Origin of the sequence: Bradyrhizobium sp. SRL28 (genome assembly GCF_018596315.1) — a bacterium.
Taxonomy (GTDB): domain Bacteria; phylum Pseudomonadota; class Alphaproteobacteria; order Rhizobiales; family Xanthobacteraceae; genus Bradyrhizobium.
Genome location: NZ_JAHEAG010000016.1, coordinates 18,385 through 36,393, shown reverse-complemented (window position 1 = coordinate 36,393; position 18,009 = coordinate 18,385). Strand labels below are relative to the sequence as shown.

Genomic DNA, 18,009 nt, shown 5'->3' with positions numbered 1-18,009 from the left:
CCATGATCGATAAGGGGCCTGTGCTGCTGGACATTGCCGACGGCATTGCGCGGCTGCGACTCAATCGCCCCGACGCCGCCAACGGCATGAGCGCCGAGCTTCTGAGCGCGCTGTGCGACGCCATCATGGTCTGCCACGGCCAGCCGAACCTGCGCGTGCTGCTGCTGAGCGGCGAGGGTACGAATTTCTGCGCGGGCGGTGACGTCCGTGCGTTTGCATCGAAGGGCGAGAAGCTGCCTGATTATATCAGGCAGGCGACGGCCTATCTGCAGAACGCGGTGACGGGGCTGCTGCGGCTGGAAGCGCCGGTGATTACCTCGGTGCAGGGATTTGCCGCAGGCGGCGGCGGTTTTGGCCTCGTCTGTGCGTCCGATATCGTGATCGCCGGTGAATCGGCAAAATTCCTCGCGGGCGCGACACGCGTTGCGATGGCCCCTGATGCTGGGGTCACCGTCACGCTGTCGCGGCTGGTCGGCTTGCGCCGCGCGATGTCGATCCTGCTCACAAATCCGGTGATATCAGCGCCCGAGGCGCTCTCGATGGGTATCGTTACCAAGGTGGTTCCGGATGCGGAGCTGGCCGAGGCATCGATGGCGATGGCGCGGGAACTGGCTGAAGGTGCGCCGAAGGCGCTGGCGGCGACCAAGCGTCTGGTCTGGGCCGGGACCGGCACCAGCATCGAGCAGTGCCTGTCGGAAGAAGCGCGCACCGTGTCCGAATTGTCTGGCATGGCGGACGCACGGGAAGGGCTCGCCGCCGTGATCGAGCGGCGCAAACCCGTGTTTACGGGACGCTAGCCGGTGCCGACGCCCGGCACCCGGCCTTTTGGACGACTCGACGGCCGCCGCGCCTTCGTCTCGGGTGGGGCGCAGGGCATTGGCGCGGCGATCGTGCGAAGCTTTGCCGATTCCGGCGCGCATGTCGTGATCGCTGATCTCGATCTCGCCAAAGCATCAGATCTCGCTGGGCAGGTCGGGGCGACCGCGGCCCGCCTCGATGTCGGCGACACCGGAATGGTGCAAGCGATCATGTCGCAGCATGGACCGTTCGATATCGTCGTCAACAATGCCGGCGTCGATCAGCATGCGTTCTTCACCGACACCACGCCGGAAGATTGGACAAAGCTGCTCGCGGTCAACCTGGTGTCGGCCTTTGCATGCACCCACGCCGCGCTTCCTGCGATGCAGGCAGCCGGTTTCGGGCGCATCATCAACGTCACCTCGGAAGCCGCGCGCCTGGGTTCGAAGGGCGGCGCGGTCTATTCCGCCGCCAAGGGTGGCGTGATCGCCTTCACCAAGAGCATTGCCCGCGAGAACGCCCGCTTTGGAATTACCGCCAATTCCATCGCGCCGGGGCCTATCCGAACACCGATGCTGGAAGCGGCCGTCGCCAAGGGCGGCGACAAGATTTTGCGCGCCATGACCGATGCCACGCTGCTACGGCGGCTCGGGGAGCCCGAAGAAATCGCCGCCGCCGTCTTGTTCCTGGCGTCCGATCAGGCGGCTTATATCACCGGAGAAACACTTGGCGTATCCGGCGGCATGGGATTGGGCGGCTGATATGGCGCGCGCAGGCGACGACATCGCAACAGCACCGATCGATCTTGCGATCGCGCGCATTCGGGCGGTCTATCGCAGCTGGAATCGCGATACGTCAGTGGCCCAGATGCGTAGCGATTGGGATGCGGCCTTCGGGGGCAGCACCGCCGCCGTGATATGCGAACCCGTCTCCGCTGGTGGCGTCGCTGGCGAATGGATTTCAACGGCCGGTGCGCCAGGGGACAAGGCCATTCTGTATTTCCATGGCGGCGGCTTTCGCATCGGTTCGGTTGCCTCACACCGTGACCTGATAGCGCAGATCGCGCTCGCCAGCGGCTGCCGCGTGCTTGCCGTCAACTACCGTCTCGCACCGGAGCATCGTTTCCCGGCTGCGCTGGACGATGCGCTCGCGGCCTATGGCTGGATGCTCGATCGCGGCCTGAAATCGGATAACATTGCCTTCGCCGGAGATTCCGCCGGTGGCAATCTCGTGCTGTCAGCCATGCTGGCCCTGCGCGAACGCGGGTTTCCGCTGCCGGTAACGGCGGTGCTGATGTCGCCATGGACCGATCTGGCGGCGACCGGCGCGAGTTATGTCAGCCGGGCGGAAGCCGACCCGATCCATCAGCGGTCGATGATCCTGGCATTGGCGAAGAGTTATCTGGGCGGGCAGGGCGATCCCTACGATCCGCTGGTATCACCGCTCTATGCCGACCTCGCAGGCTTGCCACCGCTATTCATTCAGGTCGGCGATCGCGAAACCGTGCTGGACGATTCCGTCATGTTTGCCGACCTGGCGCGCGCCGCCGGCGTCGATGTTAGTCTGGAGGTCTGGGACGGCATGATCCATGTCTTCCAGATGTTCGGCGCGGAGCTTCCCGAGGCGCGTCAGGCCATCGCATCGATCGCGCAATTTCTCAACCGGCACCTTCACATCAAGGCCGAGAGGGCATCATCATGAACGTCAGGCCTGCCGATCCTCGCAGTCACGCCGACAGCGAGTTCCATTTCTCGGAGCAACCGCAGCTGCCCGAGGAATTGCGGATGCTGCGCGAACAGGTCCGCCGCTTTGTCGAGAAGGAAGTCGTGCCGCATGGCGAGGCGTGGGAGCGCGACGGCAAGATACCGCGCGAGATCTACCGCCGCATGGGCGCGCTCGGCTTCCTAGGCATGCGCCACGCGGCGGAGTATGGCGGCACCGACATGGGGCCGCTGGCTTCGATGGTGTGGGCCGAGGAACTAGGGCGTTCGACCTTCGGCGGCTTCACCTCGTCGGTGCTGGTTCATACCGACATGTCGGCGGTCCATATCACCCTGCGCGGCACGCCCGAGCAGAAGCAAAAGTATCTTCCCGCGATCATTCGCGGCGAGACGATCTGCTCGATCGCGGTGACCGAGCCCGATGCCGGCTCCGATGTCGCCGGGCTGAAGACGCGGGCCCGCCGCGACGGCGATTCCTGGGTGATCAACGGTTCGAAGATGTTCATCACCAATGCTGTCTATGGCGACATCCTGATCGTTGCCGCGCGGACCGAACCCACCGCCAAAGGCAGCCGCGGCATTTCGCTGTTTATCATCGAGCGGACGACGCCCGGTATCTCGGTCACAAAGCTCGACAAGCACGGTTGGCTTTGCTCCGACACCGCCGAAATCGCCTTCCAGGATGTGCGAATCCCCGCCGAGAATCTGCTCGGCGAGGAGAACCGCGGCTTCTACGGCATCATGGAAACCTTCGAGAACGAGCGGATCTGCATCGGCGGCATCTGCGCCGGCGAATCCGCCAAGGCGATCGAGCTCACGACCAACTACGTGAAAAGCCGCCAGGCGTTCGGCGGACCGCTGTGGAACCAGCAGGCGGTACGGCTCAAGCTCGCCTCACTGGCAACCAAGGCCGCCGCCGCCCGGGCGCTCGCCTATCATGCGGCGGAGCTTGTCGAGGCTGGAATACCTTGCCCGCGCGAAGTGTCGATGGTCAAAGCGCTGTCACCGGAAGTGTTGCACGAGGTCGTGCATGGCTGCCTGCAACTGCACGGCGGCTCAGGCTTCATGCGCGGCACCCCGATCGAGCGAATGGTGCGCGATGCAAGGGTGCTGACCATCGGTGGCGGCGTCACCGAGGTCATGCTTGAGGAAGTGGCCAAGCGGATGTGAGGCCCCTGTTTCTTCACCTCTCCCGCTTGCGGGGAGGTCGACGCGCGAAGCGCGGCGGGTGGGGGCTCTCTCCATAATACGACTCGCGGCGGCACCCCCACCCCAAACCTCCCCCGCAAGCGGGAGAGGGAGCCACTGCCGTTGTTGCGGAGGTATGATCGGGCTCGACCCTCAATTCACCGGCTTGAAGCTCAGTGTCGAGAACTCAGACTGCATGATCTGCAGCTTCTGGTTCGAGAAGCGGACGCCGGGCCCAAAACTGATCGGCGCCATGATGCCGGTTTCGACGTTTTTGGTCTTCTCCAGCTCGGCGATGGTGCAGGCCCAGGTCGGCTGCTTGCCGCAGCGCTCGATCGCGGAAATCAAGACCTTGGCGGCGGCATAACCGGTCATGGAGTAGCGGTTGATGCCTTTCATCTCGGCTTCGGGCAGCAATCCCTTGGCCTTTTCGAGGAAGGCCTTGCCGGCTGCGCCTGCGAACGGCTCGACATAGTCGACCGCGTAGATGCCGTCGCCGGCCGGGCCCATCAGCTTCAGCACCGGCTCGACCCGTCCGGGCCAGAAGATGCCGACCACCGGCTTGATGTTGAGCTTCTCCAACTCCTTCATCATCGCGATGTTCTCGCCGATGATGCCACCGGCCAAGAAGACCTCGGCGCCGGATTCCTTCAGCTGCAGCATGTCGGACGAGAAGTCCTGCTGGCCCTTCTTGTAATTGCCGCTGTAGACCACGTTCAGCTTCCTGGCCTTGACCACAGTGTCGAAGCCGTCGCGGACGGTGACGCCGTAATCGTCGTCCTGGGTGATCAGGCCCCATTTCTTGCCGGGATTCTTCTCGGCAAGAAAATTGACGAGGTGGATGATGCCTTCCTCGTAGGACTGCCCGACCACGAACACGTTCTTGCGCGGCGGCTCCCACAGGAATTTGACCGGAGCCACGTCGATCACGGTGGGAATGCCGGCTTTCTCCAGCAGCGGCATCACGGCGATGGACTGACCCGAGCCGGAGATGCCGAGCATCGCAAAGGCCTTGTCGACGTCGGTCACCTTCTTGACGCCCTGGATGGTGCGGGCGGTGACGTAGCCGTCGTCTTCCAGCACATATTTGATCTTGCGGCCGTTGATGCCGCCGGCGGCATTGGCCTCCGCAATCGCGATCTTGTGGCCGATCGATGCGGCGACGCCGAGCAGCGCCGGTGGACCGGTCAGGGGTTCGACGTCACCGATCACGATTTCGGTGTCCGTGATACCGGGGTCTGCGGCCAGCGCGAGGCTGGTCGAGAGAAATGCGCCTGCGAGCAACAGCGACGCGGTCGCCAGATATTTGATCATTGTTTCCTCCTCCTGTTCGATTGCTTTTTAGTTAGTACCGAAGCGGCCAATTCACCCACATTCGCCGGATGTCGTGCCAGGCGCCGACCAGGCCGCGCGGCTGGAAGCGCAGGAACAGGATGATGACAAGGCCGTAGAGCATGCTCTTCAGTTCCTGCGCGCCGGTCGTGAAGACAGCGTCGATCTGGGCGCTGAACAGGCTGAAGACGAACCGCGTCGCTTCCGGCAGCAGCACGATCAGGATGGTGCCGAGCACGGCGCCGAGCGCGGAGCCCAGCCCGCCGACGATCAGGATCGCCAGCGCCTCGATCGAGAGCAGGAACGGAAAGCCTTCGACGCTGACGAAAGACAGGTAGATTCCGTACAGCGCGCCGGCGAGGCCGGTGATGAAGGCCGAGGTAACGAAGGCGAACAGCTTGTAGGCGTGCAGATTGATACCCATGACGCGGGCGGCAGTGTCGTTGTCGCGGATCGCGACAAAGGCGCGGCCGGCGCGGCTGCGGCGGATGTTGAGCGTGGCAAACAGCGTCAGAACGGCAAAGCCGAGGCAGAGATAGGTAAAGGCGGCGTCGCTGTCGAAGCTGAAGCCGAAAATCTCCGGGCGTTGCACCGAAATGCCGCGGGCGCCGTTGGTCAGCCACCGTGCTTCCAGGATCACGGTGTTGATGATGAAGGAGAACGCCAGCGTGGTGATCGCGAGGTAAAGCCCCTTCAGCCGCAGCGAGGGCGCGCCGACGATGAGGCTGGCGAGTGCCGGCACCACGCCCGCGCCGAGGAATCCGACCAGCGGGTGCATCTGATATTTGGAAACCAGCACGGCATAGGCGTAGGCACCGGTGACGAGGAAGCCGACATGGCCGAGCGAAATCAGGCCGGTGTAGCCGGTCAGGATGTTCAGCCCCAGCGTGCCAACCACCGTGATCAGGATGATCATCAGGAACGACAACGCATAGGAGTTCAGCACGAAGGGCGCTGCGATCAGGCCCGCGACCAGCACCGCCGACCACAGCCACACCGGCGGCGAATCGACGAGGGTAACGAGTTCGCCGTAGGTTTGCTTGAAATCGCCGGTGCGCATCCTAGACCCTCTCAATGTCGCGTTCGCCGAAGATGCCGAACGGGCGGATCATCAGCACCACGATGATCATCGCAAAGCCCGCGACTTCCTTCATGCCGGAGCCGAGATAGCCGCCCGCGAGATTCTCGGTGATGCCGATCAGGAGGCCGCCGACACCGGATCCAAGCACAGCGTCGAGGCCGCCGAGGATGGTGGCCGGAAACGCCTTCAGCCCGAGCTGGAACATCGCCGGCGACAGGTCGTAGGACAGGGCAAAGAACACGCCGCCGATCCCGGCGATCACGGAGGAGGCGGCCCAGGCGAGGGCATGAACCCGGGTGGCGCTGATGCCCATCAGGAGTGCGGTACGGTCGTCGGCGGCGACGGCACGCATGGCGACGCCGATCTTGCTGTAGCGGAAGAACGCCCAGATCGCCGCCAGCAGCACCAGAAGTGTGACGATAACCGCAATCTGACCCGTCCGGACGCCGATCGGGCCGACTCGCACGATGCTGCGGCCGAAGCCCACGTCGAGGCCGTGCGGGTAGGCGTCCCAGATGAAGTTGATCGACGAGCGCAGGATCACGGCAAGGCCAATGGTCACCATCACGGTGGCGAACACCGGCTCGCCCAGCATCGGCCGCATCACCACGCGCTCGATGATCAGGCCGAGCACGACGGCGGCAAGGATGGCGCCGAGCGCTACCACGACCACGTTGCCGCTGACCGTGGTCGAGATGGTCCAGGCGATATAGGCCGTGATCATGGTCATTTCGCCCTGCGCGAAATTGACCAGGCCGGTGGATTTGTAGATCACCGCAAAGCCCATCGCGATCAGGCCATAGATGGCGCCGATCGCAAGGCCGGATATCAGCAGCTGCATGAAATACTGCATCAGACCTCCGCCTGGTAGATGATGGCGAGTTCGCGCGCGAACTTCTTCTCGATCATGGCGCGTCGGACCTTTTGCGTGGCGGTCAGTTCGCCGTCGTCATGGTCGAGTTCCTTTTCGAGGATGGCGAAGCGGCGGATGTTCTCGACGCGGGCAAAGCGCTTGTTGGTCTCGCCAACGATGCGCTCGACGAGGTCATGCACTTCGGGCAGTTGCGACAGCGACTTGTAATTGGTGTAGGGCAGCGCCTTGTCGCGGGCCCAGCGGCCGACATTGTCGAAATCGACCTGGATGATGGCGCCGAGATATTTCATGGCCTCGCCGACCACGATCGCTTCCTTGATGAACTCCGAGTCCTTGAGCGCGTTCTCGATCTCGGAGGGGGCGATGTTCTTGCCGCCGGCGGTGATGATGATCGCCTTCTTGCGGTCAACCACGGTGATCTCGCCATTGTCCATGATTTCGACGATGTCGCCGGTGCGCAGCCAGCCACCCGGTTCGAGCGTGGCCGTCGATGCCTTGTCGTCGAGGAAATATCCCTTGAAGACACCGGGGTTCTTCAGCAGGATTTCCCCGTCGTTATCCAGCTTCCAATCGGTATGAACGAGCGGCAGGCCACAGCCACCGAGGCGGTGATGGCTATCGGTCTGGATGAAGGCGACGCCACCGCTTTCGGTCAGGCCGTAGCCTTGCGACACCGGGCGGCCGATGATGTCGAAGAAGCGCAGCGTCTCCGGCGAAATCGAGGCGCCGGCGCAGAGGCGGTGACGGCTGCGGGCAAGCCCGAGATGGCGCTGGATGTTGCTGAACAGGAAAATGTAGAGCAGTCCGTAAGCGATCTGGTCGAGCCAGGTGTCGCTGCCGTTCTGCCGCCGGTCCGACAATTTGCGGCCGAGTGCGAAACAGGCCTTCGCGAATCGCTGCCGTAGCTTGCCGCTCTCGCCGAGTCTGAACAGGAAATTCTGCTGCAGCTTCTCGTAGATGCGGGGAACGCCGACGAAAAAGGTCGGCGCGATCTCCCGGATGTTGAGGGCAACGGTATCGATCGACTCCGCGAAGCTCACGGTGCCGCCGAGTACGAGCTGCATCACTTCGGAATAACAGCGCTCGGCGACGTGGCAGAGCGGCAGGTAACAGACCGATTCAAACGGCTTGTCGGCAATATCGACCGCCTCGGCATAGATATACGACGCATAGATCAGGTTGCGATGCGTCAGCATGGCGCCCTTGGGCGGACCGGTGGTGCCTGACGTGTAGACGAGGATGCAGACATCGTCGGGCGAGGCCCGCGCAATCAGCCGGTCGAGCCTGTCATTGGCTTCGGGGTGTTCGAGTGCGTAGCGCTTGCCGAGTTCGGAGAGTTTTTCGAACGACATCAGTTGCGACTGGCCGTAATGCCGCAGGCCCTTCATGTCGACGCAGACGATGGCCTCCAGCGCCGGCAGGCCGTCATTATTGGCGATGGCGTCAAGGACTTTGTCGGTTTGTTCCTGGTCGCCTGTGATAACGACGCGTGCGCCGGAGTGCCGGACAATATATTGCAGCTCGACCCAGGGGTTGGTCGGGTAGATGCCCACGGCCACCGCGCCGATCATCTGGGTGCCGAGATCGGCGTAAAACCACTCCGGCGTATCCTCGCCCGCGATGGCGACGCGGTCGCCGGGCTTTAGCCCGAGCGATAGCAGGCCGAGCGCGACGGAACGCGCGGTCTCGTAATAGTGGCTCCAGGAATAACGGTTCCAGATGCCAAAATCTTTTTCACGCAGCGCGAGTTTGTCGCCATGCAGTTCGGCGCGTTTTTGCAGCAGTTGCGGAATGGTGATGGCGCCGTTCTGCAGCGTGGACTGCAATGACGTGGTGTCGGGGGCGGACGTGCTCTTGGCGGAACCCGCCTGCACAGTCGGATGCGTTGTTCGCATCGTGTCGAGGGTGGACATCATGCACCCACTTTCGCAAGCGCTTCCGCGCGGTGGCCACCGAGATAGGCTTCCGTGACGGCAGGATCGCGCCGCACTTCGGCGGGCGTGCCTTCGGCGATCTTGCGGCCGAAATTCAGCACATGGACGCGGTCGGAAATGTCCATCACGATCCGCATCTCGTGCTCGATCATCAACACGGTGATGCCAAGATCGTCGCGGATATCGAGTACGAAGCGGGCGATGTCCTCGGTCTCTTCCTGGTTCATGCCCGATACCATTTCGTCGAGCAGCAGCAGCTTCGGCTCGCAAGCCAACGCCCGCGCCAGTTCGACGCGCTTCTGCTGGCCGTAGGACAGCGTGCCGACGATGGCATCGCGGATGTGTTCAATCTCGAGGAATTCGATGATGTGCTCGACCCGCTGCCGGGCCTCGATCTCCTCGCGGCGGGTGCGGCCGAAGAAGATCACGGCATCCAGCACGTTGGAGCGCAGATGGGTGTGCCGGCCGGTCAGGATGTTCTCGACCACGGTGCCGTGCTTGAACAGCGCGAGGTTCTGAAACGTCCGCCCGATGCCGATCGCGGCGAATCGCGATGGCGAGACGGTCGCAAGATCGACTCCGTCGAACAGGATACGGCCGCCGCTTGGCCGCAGCACGCCGGAGATCATGTTGAACAGCGTGGTCTTGCCGGCGCCGTTCGGGCCGATCACGCTGCAGATTTCGCCTGCGGTTGCATCTAGGCTGACATCGGCAACCGCCTGCAGGCCACCAAAGCGCTTGCTGAGGTTTTGGACACTGAGCAGGGCGGTCACGACAGCCACCGTTTGCGCCGCTTGTAATGCTTGACGTCGCGCAGGCTCTTGCGTCCCGAATTGGAGACGCCGAGATAGAATTCCTGCACGTCTTCGTTCGACGCCAGCTTCTGCGCTGTGCCGTCGAGCACGACCCGCCCGGTTTCCAGGATGTAGGCGTAGTCGGCGATATCGAGCGCGCGCTGTGCGTTCTGCTCGACCAGCAGCACCGTCATCTTCATCTCGTCGCGTAGCTTTGCGATCACCTCATAGATGCGGTCGATGATGAGGGGCGCCAGACCCAGGGATGGTTCGTCGAGCGCCAGCAACACGGGATCAGTCATCAGCGCGCGCCCGATGGCGAGCATCTGCTGCTCGCCGCCGGACATGTAGCCTGCGATCTGGTCGCGCCGTTCGAACAGGCGCGGGAACAGCGCGAACACCTTGTCGCGACGGTCGCGCGCCTCGGCGGCGGTCTTGGTGTAGCCGCCCATCTGCAGGTTTTCGTCGATGGTCAGCGCCGGAAACACGCGGCGTCCTTCCGGCACCTGCACGATGCCACGCCGAACCAACTCGTCGGGCGCGAGACGATGCACTTCCTCGTTGCGGAAGCGGATGGCGCCGTTCTCGATTACGCCTTCCTCGGTGTAGAGAATCCCTGACATCGCCTTCAGTAACGTAGATTTGCCGGCGCCGTTGGAGCCGAGCAGGGCGACGATGCCGCCTTCGGGAACCGCAATGCTGACGTCGCGGATCGCCTCGATGGCGTTGTCATAGACGATGCGGATGTTGCGGAATTCGAGCAGGCATGCGGGATCAGGTGCGGCCTGCGCGCTGCCGATACTCGCCTTCGTCGGGATCGTCGTCGGCATCGCGCTCATACCCGGCTCGATTGCGGCATGCGCGGCCGCTGCGCCAGGATCGCATCGGTGACGATTTTCGCGGCTTCGGCGCAGGCTTGCGTGCCTCCGTTGCCATATTGCTTGACGGCATCGCCGACGCACCACAGGCCGTCAATGCCGGTCTCGCGCGGCAGGTCGTAACCGGCGCAGCTGCGCTGGGCCGGCCAGTCGTCGCGCATGACGCGGATTGAGAGGATTTTGGCTTGCGCAAAATTCGGGAATTGTTCGCGCAAATCCGTGAGCGCCAATTCGACCTCGGCGTCAGAATCGAAATCGCCAAGCGCCGGGATCGGCACGGCATAGGCGACATAGAGATGCCAGCCCGGTGGCGCCAGTTCAGGGCAGGTCGCCGTGAGGTTGGCCATGTTGCACAGCCGCCGCGTCTTGCCGAAGGTGACGATGCCGGGATGGGAGATCAGCGGCTCCTTGCTCGCGATATTGATGACGATGTTGGCGGCCGGCTTGAGCCCGCTGCGCACCTGCTCGACGTAGGCGGGCGGGAAGGCGGCTTCACCGCCGAGCGCCACGGTGGTCTTGGGGCCGGCATTGCTGATGACGAGATCAGTCTCGATTCGCACCCGTTGACCGTCGCGTACAACCGTGACGCCGTCGACGTGGCCATCGGTCGTATGAATCTGCACCGCCGGGGTCGACACCCAGATGTCGCCATTGCGCTTGATGGCGGTCGCGAGCGCATTCCAGACGCCGATCGTGCCTTGCGGGCAGAAGCCAAAACGCTTGAAGGCGCCCTTGCTGGTGAAATAGGTCAGGAAGGCGCGCGCCGGCAGCTCATTGGCGTTGCAGGCGAAGATCGCGGCGCAGAGGTTGCGGAAGATCGCGTGCACCGAGGCATTGCTGGTGTAGGTCTTGAGCCAGTCCTCGGTCGATTGCCGTCCGTCGGGAAGGTTGCCGGAGCGGGCGTCGGCGAATTTTTCCAGGATGCGGGAGGCCTGCTTTGTGAGTTGCCCGAGCAGCAGCGACCAGCCGCCGCGGCCGACATCGATCAGCTTGCCGTCGATGAAGAAGGAACTGGCAGGTTCCGGGGTGCGGATATCGAGCGGCGCGCCGACGGTATTGAACGTCTCCTCGAACACCCCGCCGAGTTCGATCGCGATGGCACCGATATTGACCGTAAAGCCGTCGATCTGCTCGGTCGAGGCGCGTCCACCGATCCGCACCTTGTCGTCGACGACGATTGTATGAAGCCCGGCATGGGAAAGGCGAGCCGCGGCGCAAAGCCCGCCGGCACCGGCCCCGATCACGACAGCATCCGCTCTAATAACCGTCATTCCACCTCCCAAAGCGCGCTGCACGGTTGATCCGGGCTGTCCTTGATCTAGATCATTGTATTATAATCCGGCTGGCCGTTCAAATAATTTTTTGCGATAAGGACGATCGGGTCGATCGGCCGCAGGCCCGGACAGAACCGGCGCCCGGGCGACCCGTCGATACCTGAAAAAGGACGGCTGAATCAGCTAAGCATGTCCTTGGGAATGCGAGCTAAAGCTGAAATGGAAGCGGGCAATATCCGATGGCGCGAACACGCTCTGAGAATTACGACGGCATCCATCTCGGCATATTGACCAATGCCGCCCGGTTGTTTTCGGCGCAGGGCTATATGCGCGCCTCGATCGCCGACCTCGCGGACGCCTGCAAGCTGTCGCGCGGCGCGCTCTATCATTATTTCGACTCCAAGGAAGCGATCCTGTTCGCAATCCTGGACGCCCATATCCGGGAAATGATCGAGCACGTCGAAACGGCGGTGGCGGCCGGCGGGCCGACGCTGACGCAGTTTCAAAACGTCATTCGCGCGATCGTCGAGGTCAACGCCAAATCGCCGCATGAGCAGCGCGTGCTGATTCACGACCTGTCGTTCCTGAACGAGGATGAGCAGCAGGCCATCAAGGATCTTGAACTTCAGCTGGTCGATGTCGTCACCGACCTTCTTGTCAGACTCGACGCCGAGGGTCGAATCGTCAAGCGCACCAAGAAGATTTACACGATGATCCTGTTCGGCATCATCAACTTCACCTACACTTGGTACGATCCCAAGGGCGCGATCGGCCCGCAGGAATTCGCCGATATGGCCGTCGAACTGTTCCTGCACGGCTTCGCGCCGGGTGAGGCCGCGAAATCTGCGATCACCAACAGGCGTGCGAACGTCTAGGCTGGGCCGCAGATCGTCAGCAGTTGTCCCGTTATGGCCAGAGATCGCAATTCTGATTTCGTTATCGAAGCAACTCGCGGGCAATGACCACGCGCTGGATCTGATTGGTGCCTTCGAAGATCTGGGTCAGCTTGGCGTCGCGCATCATGCGCTCGACCGGATAGTCCATGGTGTAGCCGTAGCCACCGAAGATCTGGACGGCGTCCGTTGTCACCTTCATGGCCATGTCGCTGCCGACGCATTTGGCCATGCTGGCGAGCACGTTGAGGCGTTTCCAGTCGCCGGCATCGCCAGCTCGGGCGCATTCATAGACGAGGGCGCGCGCCGCCTCGATCTGCATGGCCATGTCCGCCAGCATGAACTGCACGCCCTGGAACTCCGAGATCGCCTTCTTGAACTGCTTGCGTTCCTTGGCGTAGGCAACGCACGCGTCGAGCGCGCCCTGCGCCAACCCGACGGATTGGGCGCCGATGGTCGGTCGGTTGAGGTCGAGCGCGCGCATCGACGCCCGGAAACCCTTGCCTTCCTCACCGACCAAATTCTCCGCAGGCACGCGGACATTGTCGAAGAAGATCGGCGTGTTCGGCGCACCACGGAAGCCCATCTTGCGCTCGTGGCGTCCGAACGCGATGCCTGACATTGTCTTCGGTTCGACGATAAAGGCGCTGATCCCGTCGGCGCCCGGGGAGTCGCTGGTCCGCGCCATCACCACGATGTAATCGGCGACGACGCCGTAGCTGCACCATTGCTTGCGGCCGTTGAGGACGTAGCTGTCGCCGTCCTTCCGCGCCCGCGTGTTGATCGCGGTGACGTCGGAGCCGGCTTGAGGCTCTGATATTGCGATCGCTGTGACGACGCCGCCCTTGGCGATGATCGGCAGGTATTTGGCCCGCTGCTCCTCGGAGCCGAAGTGAAGCAGCGGCATGATGAACATGGTGTTGAGTGCGGCGATCGAGGCGCAAGCCGGCGAGACCCTGGAAATCTCCTCCCGGGCCAGGCAGGCCATGGTCAGGTTGCCGTTCGGGCCGCCGTAGCGTTCTGGCACCCAGAGCTGCATCAGCCCCATCTCGCCGAACAGCTTCACGAGCTCGAGCGGGAAGCGGTCGGTCTCGTCGATCTCGGCCGCGATCGGTGCGACGTGCCTTGCGACCATTTTCCGCACGGTGTCGCGGAACGCGATCTGCTCCTCGGTGAAGCTCATGTTGATCCCTGGGTCATCTTTTCTTGCCGGAAGCCGAAAAAGGGACTTCCATTGAATGGGTGATCCATTTAATAATTCACCGCATGAGCACCAAGTCAAGCCCTCGCGCACCCGCCCGTCCCAGGTCTTCGTCGCCTAACCGGCGCGACCGGGTTCCGGATCACCGCGCGGCTGGAACGCCGGCCGCGCCGACATTCCGCCCCATCCACACGCGGCGCGCGTTCGAGGAAATCTGCGAGCGGATCCGCGAGCAGCTCGCGCTCGGCATCCTGAAGCCGGGCGACAAGCTGCCGCCCGAACGCGATCTGGCCCAGCAGCTCGGCGTCAGCCGCAATGTCCTGCGCGAGGCCTTGCGCAGCCTCGAAATGGCCGGCGTGCTTCGGCTGCAGAAGGGCGTCAAGGGCGGAGCCTTCATTCAGGAGGGTGATACCAGCCGCATGAACGGCGTCATGCGCGACATGTTGAGTCTCGGCACGATTTCCGTCCGGGAATTGTCGGAAGCGCGCGTCCACGTTCTCGATCTCGTGGTGCGGCTGGCCTGTGCCAATGCGCGAAAGGCCGATCTCGATGCTCTCGAGGCCAATATTCGGCGCACCGAGGATGCGACGCGGGAGGGGCGATTGCTGGACCGCGTCGAATGCTCGCGCGAATTCTACAAACTGCTCGCTGCGTCGACCGGAAACAAAGTGATCGCCATGATCATGGATTCGGTCACGGAAATTCACATGCGCTTCGTCTATGCCAAGGTCTCGTCGAGCGGCGTCGCAATGGCGCGGCTGGCGGAAAAGCGGCGCCAGTTCCTGGCGGCGCTGGGTGAGCGAAACGTTGCGACGGCGACGCGCCTGATGCGTAGCCATCTGGAATCCGTGCAACGGATGCTGGAACAGGATCCCGGCGCGATGTCGCTTCACGTCGCGCTGGCGGAGGTGCAGCCCGGAATGCGCAGATAGCAGAGGGTGGCTCGATCCACGCTCGAACAAACATAACAACGGAGGAAAATGTGTCCCACTACGCCAGATATGAATGCCTGAAGGTCGAGGTTGTGGATAAGGTCGCGACCGTGACCTTGAACCGGCCGCAAGCACGCAACGCCATCAATCAGAAGCTGATCCGCGAACTGCGGACCATCTGGGACGATTTGGCGGACGATCACGCCGTCAACGTCGTGGTGCTGACCGGCGCGGGCGACTTCTTTAGCGTCGGTGGCGACGTCAAGGCAATGTCGGAGCGGCCGGGCGGCGACGTCCTCGAAGAGGGCGAAATCCACGACCCCATGATCAGCCGCCGTGCCGTGACGCGTCAGCTCGAACTCGATAAGCCGATCATCGCGGCGATCAACGGCGACGCCATCGGCCTCGCCGCGACCCACGCGCTGCTTTGCGACATCACGGTGATGGCGGAGGACGCGCGCATCGGCGACACGCACGTCTCGCGCGTTGGGCTGGTCGCCGGCGACGGCGGCACCGTGATCTGGCCGCTGCTGATCGGCATCAACAAGGCCAAGGAGTATCTGATGCGTGGTACCCTTCTGAAAGGCAAGGAGGCCGAGCGGATCGGGCTGGTCAATCATGTCGTGCCGCGCGCGGAGGTTCTGAATAAGGCGCGTGAAATCGCGACTGAGCTCGCCAACGGTCCGACCTGGGCCATCCGCTGGACGAAGCTGTCGATCAACCAGATCGTCAAGGATCGCGTGAATATGATGCTCGAGGCCTCGATGGCGCTCGAGCAGGTGACGTTCGCGACCGCCGACCACAAGGAGGCGACCATGTCATTCAAGGAGAAGCGCAAGCCGAAATTCGGTCAGGCATAGTTCTCATGGATGCGAGCGGGCTTTCGAGCGACGATACCGCCGCGATGATTCGGGATTCCCTGCGCGGGTTTCTCGAGGCGCATTGGGCCGCAGGCGGCGGCGAGGAACGGCCGTCCCCGGACGATATTTCTGTGATTTGGCGCAAGCTCGTCGGGCAGGGGGTGGCTGCGCTCGGTTGTGGCCGTGACGAAGGCGGCCTTCGCGAAATCCTGGTGGTGATGGCGGAACTTGGCCGAGCCGCATGTCCGGCGCCGATGTGGCCCACCGCGCTGGCCAACCTTGCGCTCTCAGGCTCGCGGGCCGACGCAGCGGTGGATCTGCTGGAACGGCTGCACGCTGGCACGGCGGTGGCCGCATTCTGCTTCGGCGCTTGCGATCCGGATGCAGGCGCTGGCTCGATCCGGATTGACGGTTCGCGCGGAACAGGCGTGCTTCGATTTGTGGAGGCAGCGGCCAGCACCACGCACCTTCTGGCGGCCGTTGACGAGTCGCATATTGCTCTCGTTCAACTGGATGCTTCCGGCATCGTCCTCGCGCCGACGCGCGCGATGGGCGCCTGGGGGCTCTGTGAGGTGCGGCTGAATTCGGCGCCGCTGACGCTTCTTCCGCTCGAAAGTGCAAGTCTCGACGAAATCAGCCTCAAGGCCCAGGTAGCATTGTTGGGGCGCGCGCATGGCGCGGCCCGGCGGGCGTTCGAGTTGGCCGTGGACTATGCCAAGGAGCGTCACCAGTTCGGGCAACCGATCGCAAAGTTCCAGGCGATCCAACACAAGCTCGCGAATGGCTTGATCGCGCTCGAAGGTGTCCGCCTCGTCCTTGATCATGCGGCCAGGCTCCACGACATTGGCGACTGCGACTGGCGCTATTTCGCCGATTGCGCGGTTGCCTTCGGCGGCGACGCGCTGCGGCGCGTGTCGCTCGAGACCCAGCATATTTTCGGTGCCATCGGCTATGCCGAAGAGCACGAGGCCGCGCAACATTTCAAGCGCGTGCACCTGGACACGGTCGCGCTCGGTGGGGCGCCCGATGCGCGGCGGCGGCTGGCTGCGCATTTGCTGGATCGCGGCGGCGCGCCGTTGCCGCAGTACGATCTCGGGCCGGCCGGCAACGAGCTGCGCGAACAGGTGCGGCGCTGGCTCGATCAGAACTGGTCGGGGGACAGGAAAGCCAGGTTCGACGAACAGCCATTTGAAAAGCGCGAGTTCGACGCCGACTTCGCGTGCGATATCGGCAAGACCGGATGGATCGGCCTCGGCTGGCCGAAGCAATTCGGCGGGCAGGCGCGTTCTCCGTTGGAGCAGATCGCATTCATGGAGACGATGGAGCAGGGCGAGGCACCGCGGATCGGCGCGTCGATCCAGGCCAACGCCCTGATGATGTTCGGTACGCCGGCGCAGCAGCAAAAATATCTGCCGGAAATCCTGCGGGGCGAGGCCATGCACGGCATGGGCTACAGCGAGCCGCAGGCCGGCTCCGATCTCGCGGCGCTGCGCACCAGCGCGGTGCGGGATGGCGAGCACTGGGTCATTAACGGCCAGAAGATCTGGACCACGACCTGGTGGGGCAAGTACATGTTTCTTGCGGCCCGGACCGACAGGGACGCCAAGCCGCCGCACGCCGGCATCAGCATGTTCATCGTGCCGATGAATGCGCCGGGCATTACGATCCGGCCGGCAAGCACGATGTATGACGGCACGTTTGCCAACATCTTCTACGACGACGTTCGCATCCCCCTGGAAAACATCGTCGGCGAGGTCAATGGCGGCTGGAAAGTTCTGACGGGCGCGCTCGCCTTCGAGCGCGGTCTAGTCGGCGGTGGCATCGTGCTGAAGGTGGCTCACGCCTTTGAACAGCTGCGCCGGCATGTGATGACGGCCGAGGGCGATAGGCCACCGCCCGGCCAAGATCCGGTCGTGCGCGACAAGATCGCGACGCTGGCCTGCGAAATCGAGGTGGGCCGGCAACTGATGATGTGTTGCGCCGAACTCGCGGCCGACGGCGTGACGCCGCCGGAATATGGCGCGATCAGCAAGGTCTACTCCGGCGAACTGATGGAACGCTTCGGCGAAGCGGCGCTCGATATTCTCGGCATGCGCGCCGCCGTTTCCGAGCAGATGCCGGGTGCGATCGACAATGGCCGGTTCGAGCAGAACCTGCGGCATTCGCTGATGTGGGTGATCAGCATCGGAACCAACGAGATACAGCGCAGCCTGATCGCCCAGCGCGGGCTCGGGTTGCCGAGATAGGAG

16 protein-coding genes are annotated in these 18,009 nt (G+C 63.4%); 8 read left to right on the top strand and 8 right to left on the bottom strand.

What is annotated here, in order from left to right; genetic code table 11:
• Positions 1-2 precede the first annotated feature (2 nt).
• Genes KIP88_RS26290 through KIP88_RS26275 form a run of 4 tightly spaced genes read left to right on the top strand, consistent with a single transcriptional unit; the run spans position 3 to position 3,689 of the window.
• Positions 3-797, top strand: a complete 795-nt coding sequence (locus tag KIP88_RS26290) for an enoyl-CoA hydratase/isomerase family protein (protein ID WP_214490979.1) — start codon at positions 3-5, stop codon at positions 795-797.
• A gap of 3 nt (positions 798-800) precedes the next feature.
• The gene (locus KIP88_RS26285; RefSeq protein WP_214490977.1) at positions 801-1,559 is read left to right on the top strand and encodes an SDR family NAD(P)-dependent oxidoreductase; all 759 of its coding nucleotides are present in this window, start codon (positions 801-803) and stop codon (positions 1,557-1,559) included.
• On the top strand, positions 1,525-2,499 hold the full coding sequence (locus KIP88_RS26280) for an alpha/beta hydrolase (protein WP_249791028.1): 975 nt from the start codon (positions 1,525-1,527) through the stop codon (positions 2,497-2,499). The genes KIP88_RS26285 and KIP88_RS26280 overlap by 35 nt, the downstream gene beginning before the upstream one ends.
• Positions 2,496-3,689, top strand: a complete 1,194-nt coding sequence (locus KIP88_RS26275) for an acyl-CoA dehydrogenase family protein (RefSeq protein WP_214490975.1) — start codon at positions 2,496-2,498, stop codon at positions 3,687-3,689. The genes KIP88_RS26280 and KIP88_RS26275 overlap by 4 nt, the downstream gene beginning before the upstream one ends.
• A gap of 171 nt (positions 3,690-3,860) precedes the next feature.
• Here KIP88_RS26275 and KIP88_RS26270 read toward each other — a convergent pair whose 3' ends face one another.
• From KIP88_RS26270 to KIP88_RS26240, 7 genes are read right to left on the bottom strand one after another with little or no spacing between them, the layout of a single operon-like run.
• Positions 3,861-5,021: an ABC transporter substrate-binding protein gene (locus KIP88_RS26270; RefSeq protein WP_214490974.1), complete on the bottom strand. Its 1,161-nt coding sequence runs from the start codon at positions 5,019-5,021 to the stop codon at positions 3,861-3,863.
• 31 nt (positions 5,022-5,052) lie between these two features.
• Positions 5,053-6,099 (bottom strand): branched-chain amino acid ABC transporter permease, encoded by a 1,047-nt coding sequence (locus KIP88_RS26265; protein WP_214490972.1) that lies wholly within the window; start codon positions 6,097-6,099, stop codon positions 5,053-5,055.
• A gap of 1 nt (position 6,100) precedes the next feature.
• Entirely contained in the window at positions 6,101-6,973 is an 873-nt protein-coding gene (locus KIP88_RS26260; RefSeq protein WP_214490970.1) for a branched-chain amino acid ABC transporter permease, read from the bottom strand.
• Positions 6,973-8,910 (bottom strand): long-chain fatty acid--CoA ligase, encoded by a 1,938-nt coding sequence (locus KIP88_RS26255; protein WP_249791027.1) that lies wholly within the window; start codon positions 8,908-8,910, stop codon positions 6,973-6,975. The genes KIP88_RS26260 and KIP88_RS26255 overlap by 1 nt, the downstream gene beginning before the upstream one ends.
• Positions 8,907-9,701, bottom strand: a complete 795-nt coding sequence (locus tag KIP88_RS26250) for an ABC transporter ATP-binding protein (protein WP_214490969.1) — start codon at positions 9,699-9,701, stop codon at positions 8,907-8,909. Before KIP88_RS26250 ends, KIP88_RS26255 begins: the two co-directional genes overlap by 4 nt.
• On the bottom strand, positions 9,698-10,552 hold the full coding sequence (locus tag KIP88_RS26245) for an ABC transporter ATP-binding protein (protein WP_374226517.1): 855 nt from the start codon (positions 10,550-10,552) through the stop codon (positions 9,698-9,700). The genes KIP88_RS26250 and KIP88_RS26245 overlap by 4 nt, the downstream gene beginning before the upstream one ends.
• Positions 10,553-10,557: 5 nt before the next feature.
• Positions 10,558-11,871: an NAD(P)/FAD-dependent oxidoreductase gene (locus tag KIP88_RS26240; RefSeq protein ID WP_214490966.1), complete on the bottom strand. Its 1,314-nt coding sequence runs from the start codon at positions 11,869-11,871 to the stop codon at positions 10,558-10,560.
• A 242-nt stretch (positions 11,872-12,113) separates the two neighbouring features.
• Here KIP88_RS26240 and KIP88_RS26235 point away from each other — a divergent pair, with 242 nt between their 5' ends.
• Positions 12,114-12,749, top strand: coding sequence for a TetR/AcrR family transcriptional regulator (locus KIP88_RS26235; RefSeq protein WP_214490958.1), 636 nt, complete (start codon positions 12,114-12,116; stop codon positions 12,747-12,749).
• A gap of 61 nt (positions 12,750-12,810) precedes the next feature.
• On the opposite strand, the gene KIP88_RS26230 is transcribed toward KIP88_RS26235, so the two are convergent.
• Positions 12,811-13,950: an acyl-CoA dehydrogenase family protein gene (locus KIP88_RS26230; protein WP_214490956.1), complete on the bottom strand. Its 1,140-nt coding sequence runs from the start codon at positions 13,948-13,950 to the stop codon at positions 12,811-12,813.
• An 83-nt stretch (positions 13,951-14,033) separates the two neighbouring features.
• Between KIP88_RS26230 and KIP88_RS26225 the strand changes: the two genes are divergently transcribed.
• The 3 genes from KIP88_RS26225 to KIP88_RS26215 are packed head-to-tail and all read left to right on the top strand — an operon-like array spanning position 14,034 to position 18,006.
• Positions 14,034-14,900: a FadR/GntR family transcriptional regulator gene (locus KIP88_RS26225; RefSeq protein ID WP_214490954.1), complete on the top strand. Its 867-nt coding sequence runs from the start codon at positions 14,034-14,036 to the stop codon at positions 14,898-14,900.
• A 50-nt stretch (positions 14,901-14,950) separates the two neighbouring features.
• Complete coding sequence (locus KIP88_RS26220) at positions 14,951-15,760, top strand: enoyl-CoA hydratase-related protein (protein WP_308163642.1); 810 nt, start codon at positions 14,951-14,953, stop codon at positions 15,758-15,760.
• Between the two features lie 44 nt (positions 15,761-15,804).
• Positions 15,805-18,006 carry an acyl-CoA dehydrogenase gene (locus KIP88_RS26215; protein WP_249791026.1) on the top strand — a complete coding sequence of 734 codons (2,202 nt, stop codon included), beginning with the start codon at positions 15,805-15,807 and terminating at the stop codon, positions 18,004-18,006.
• Positions 18,007-18,009: the final 3 nt, after the last annotated feature.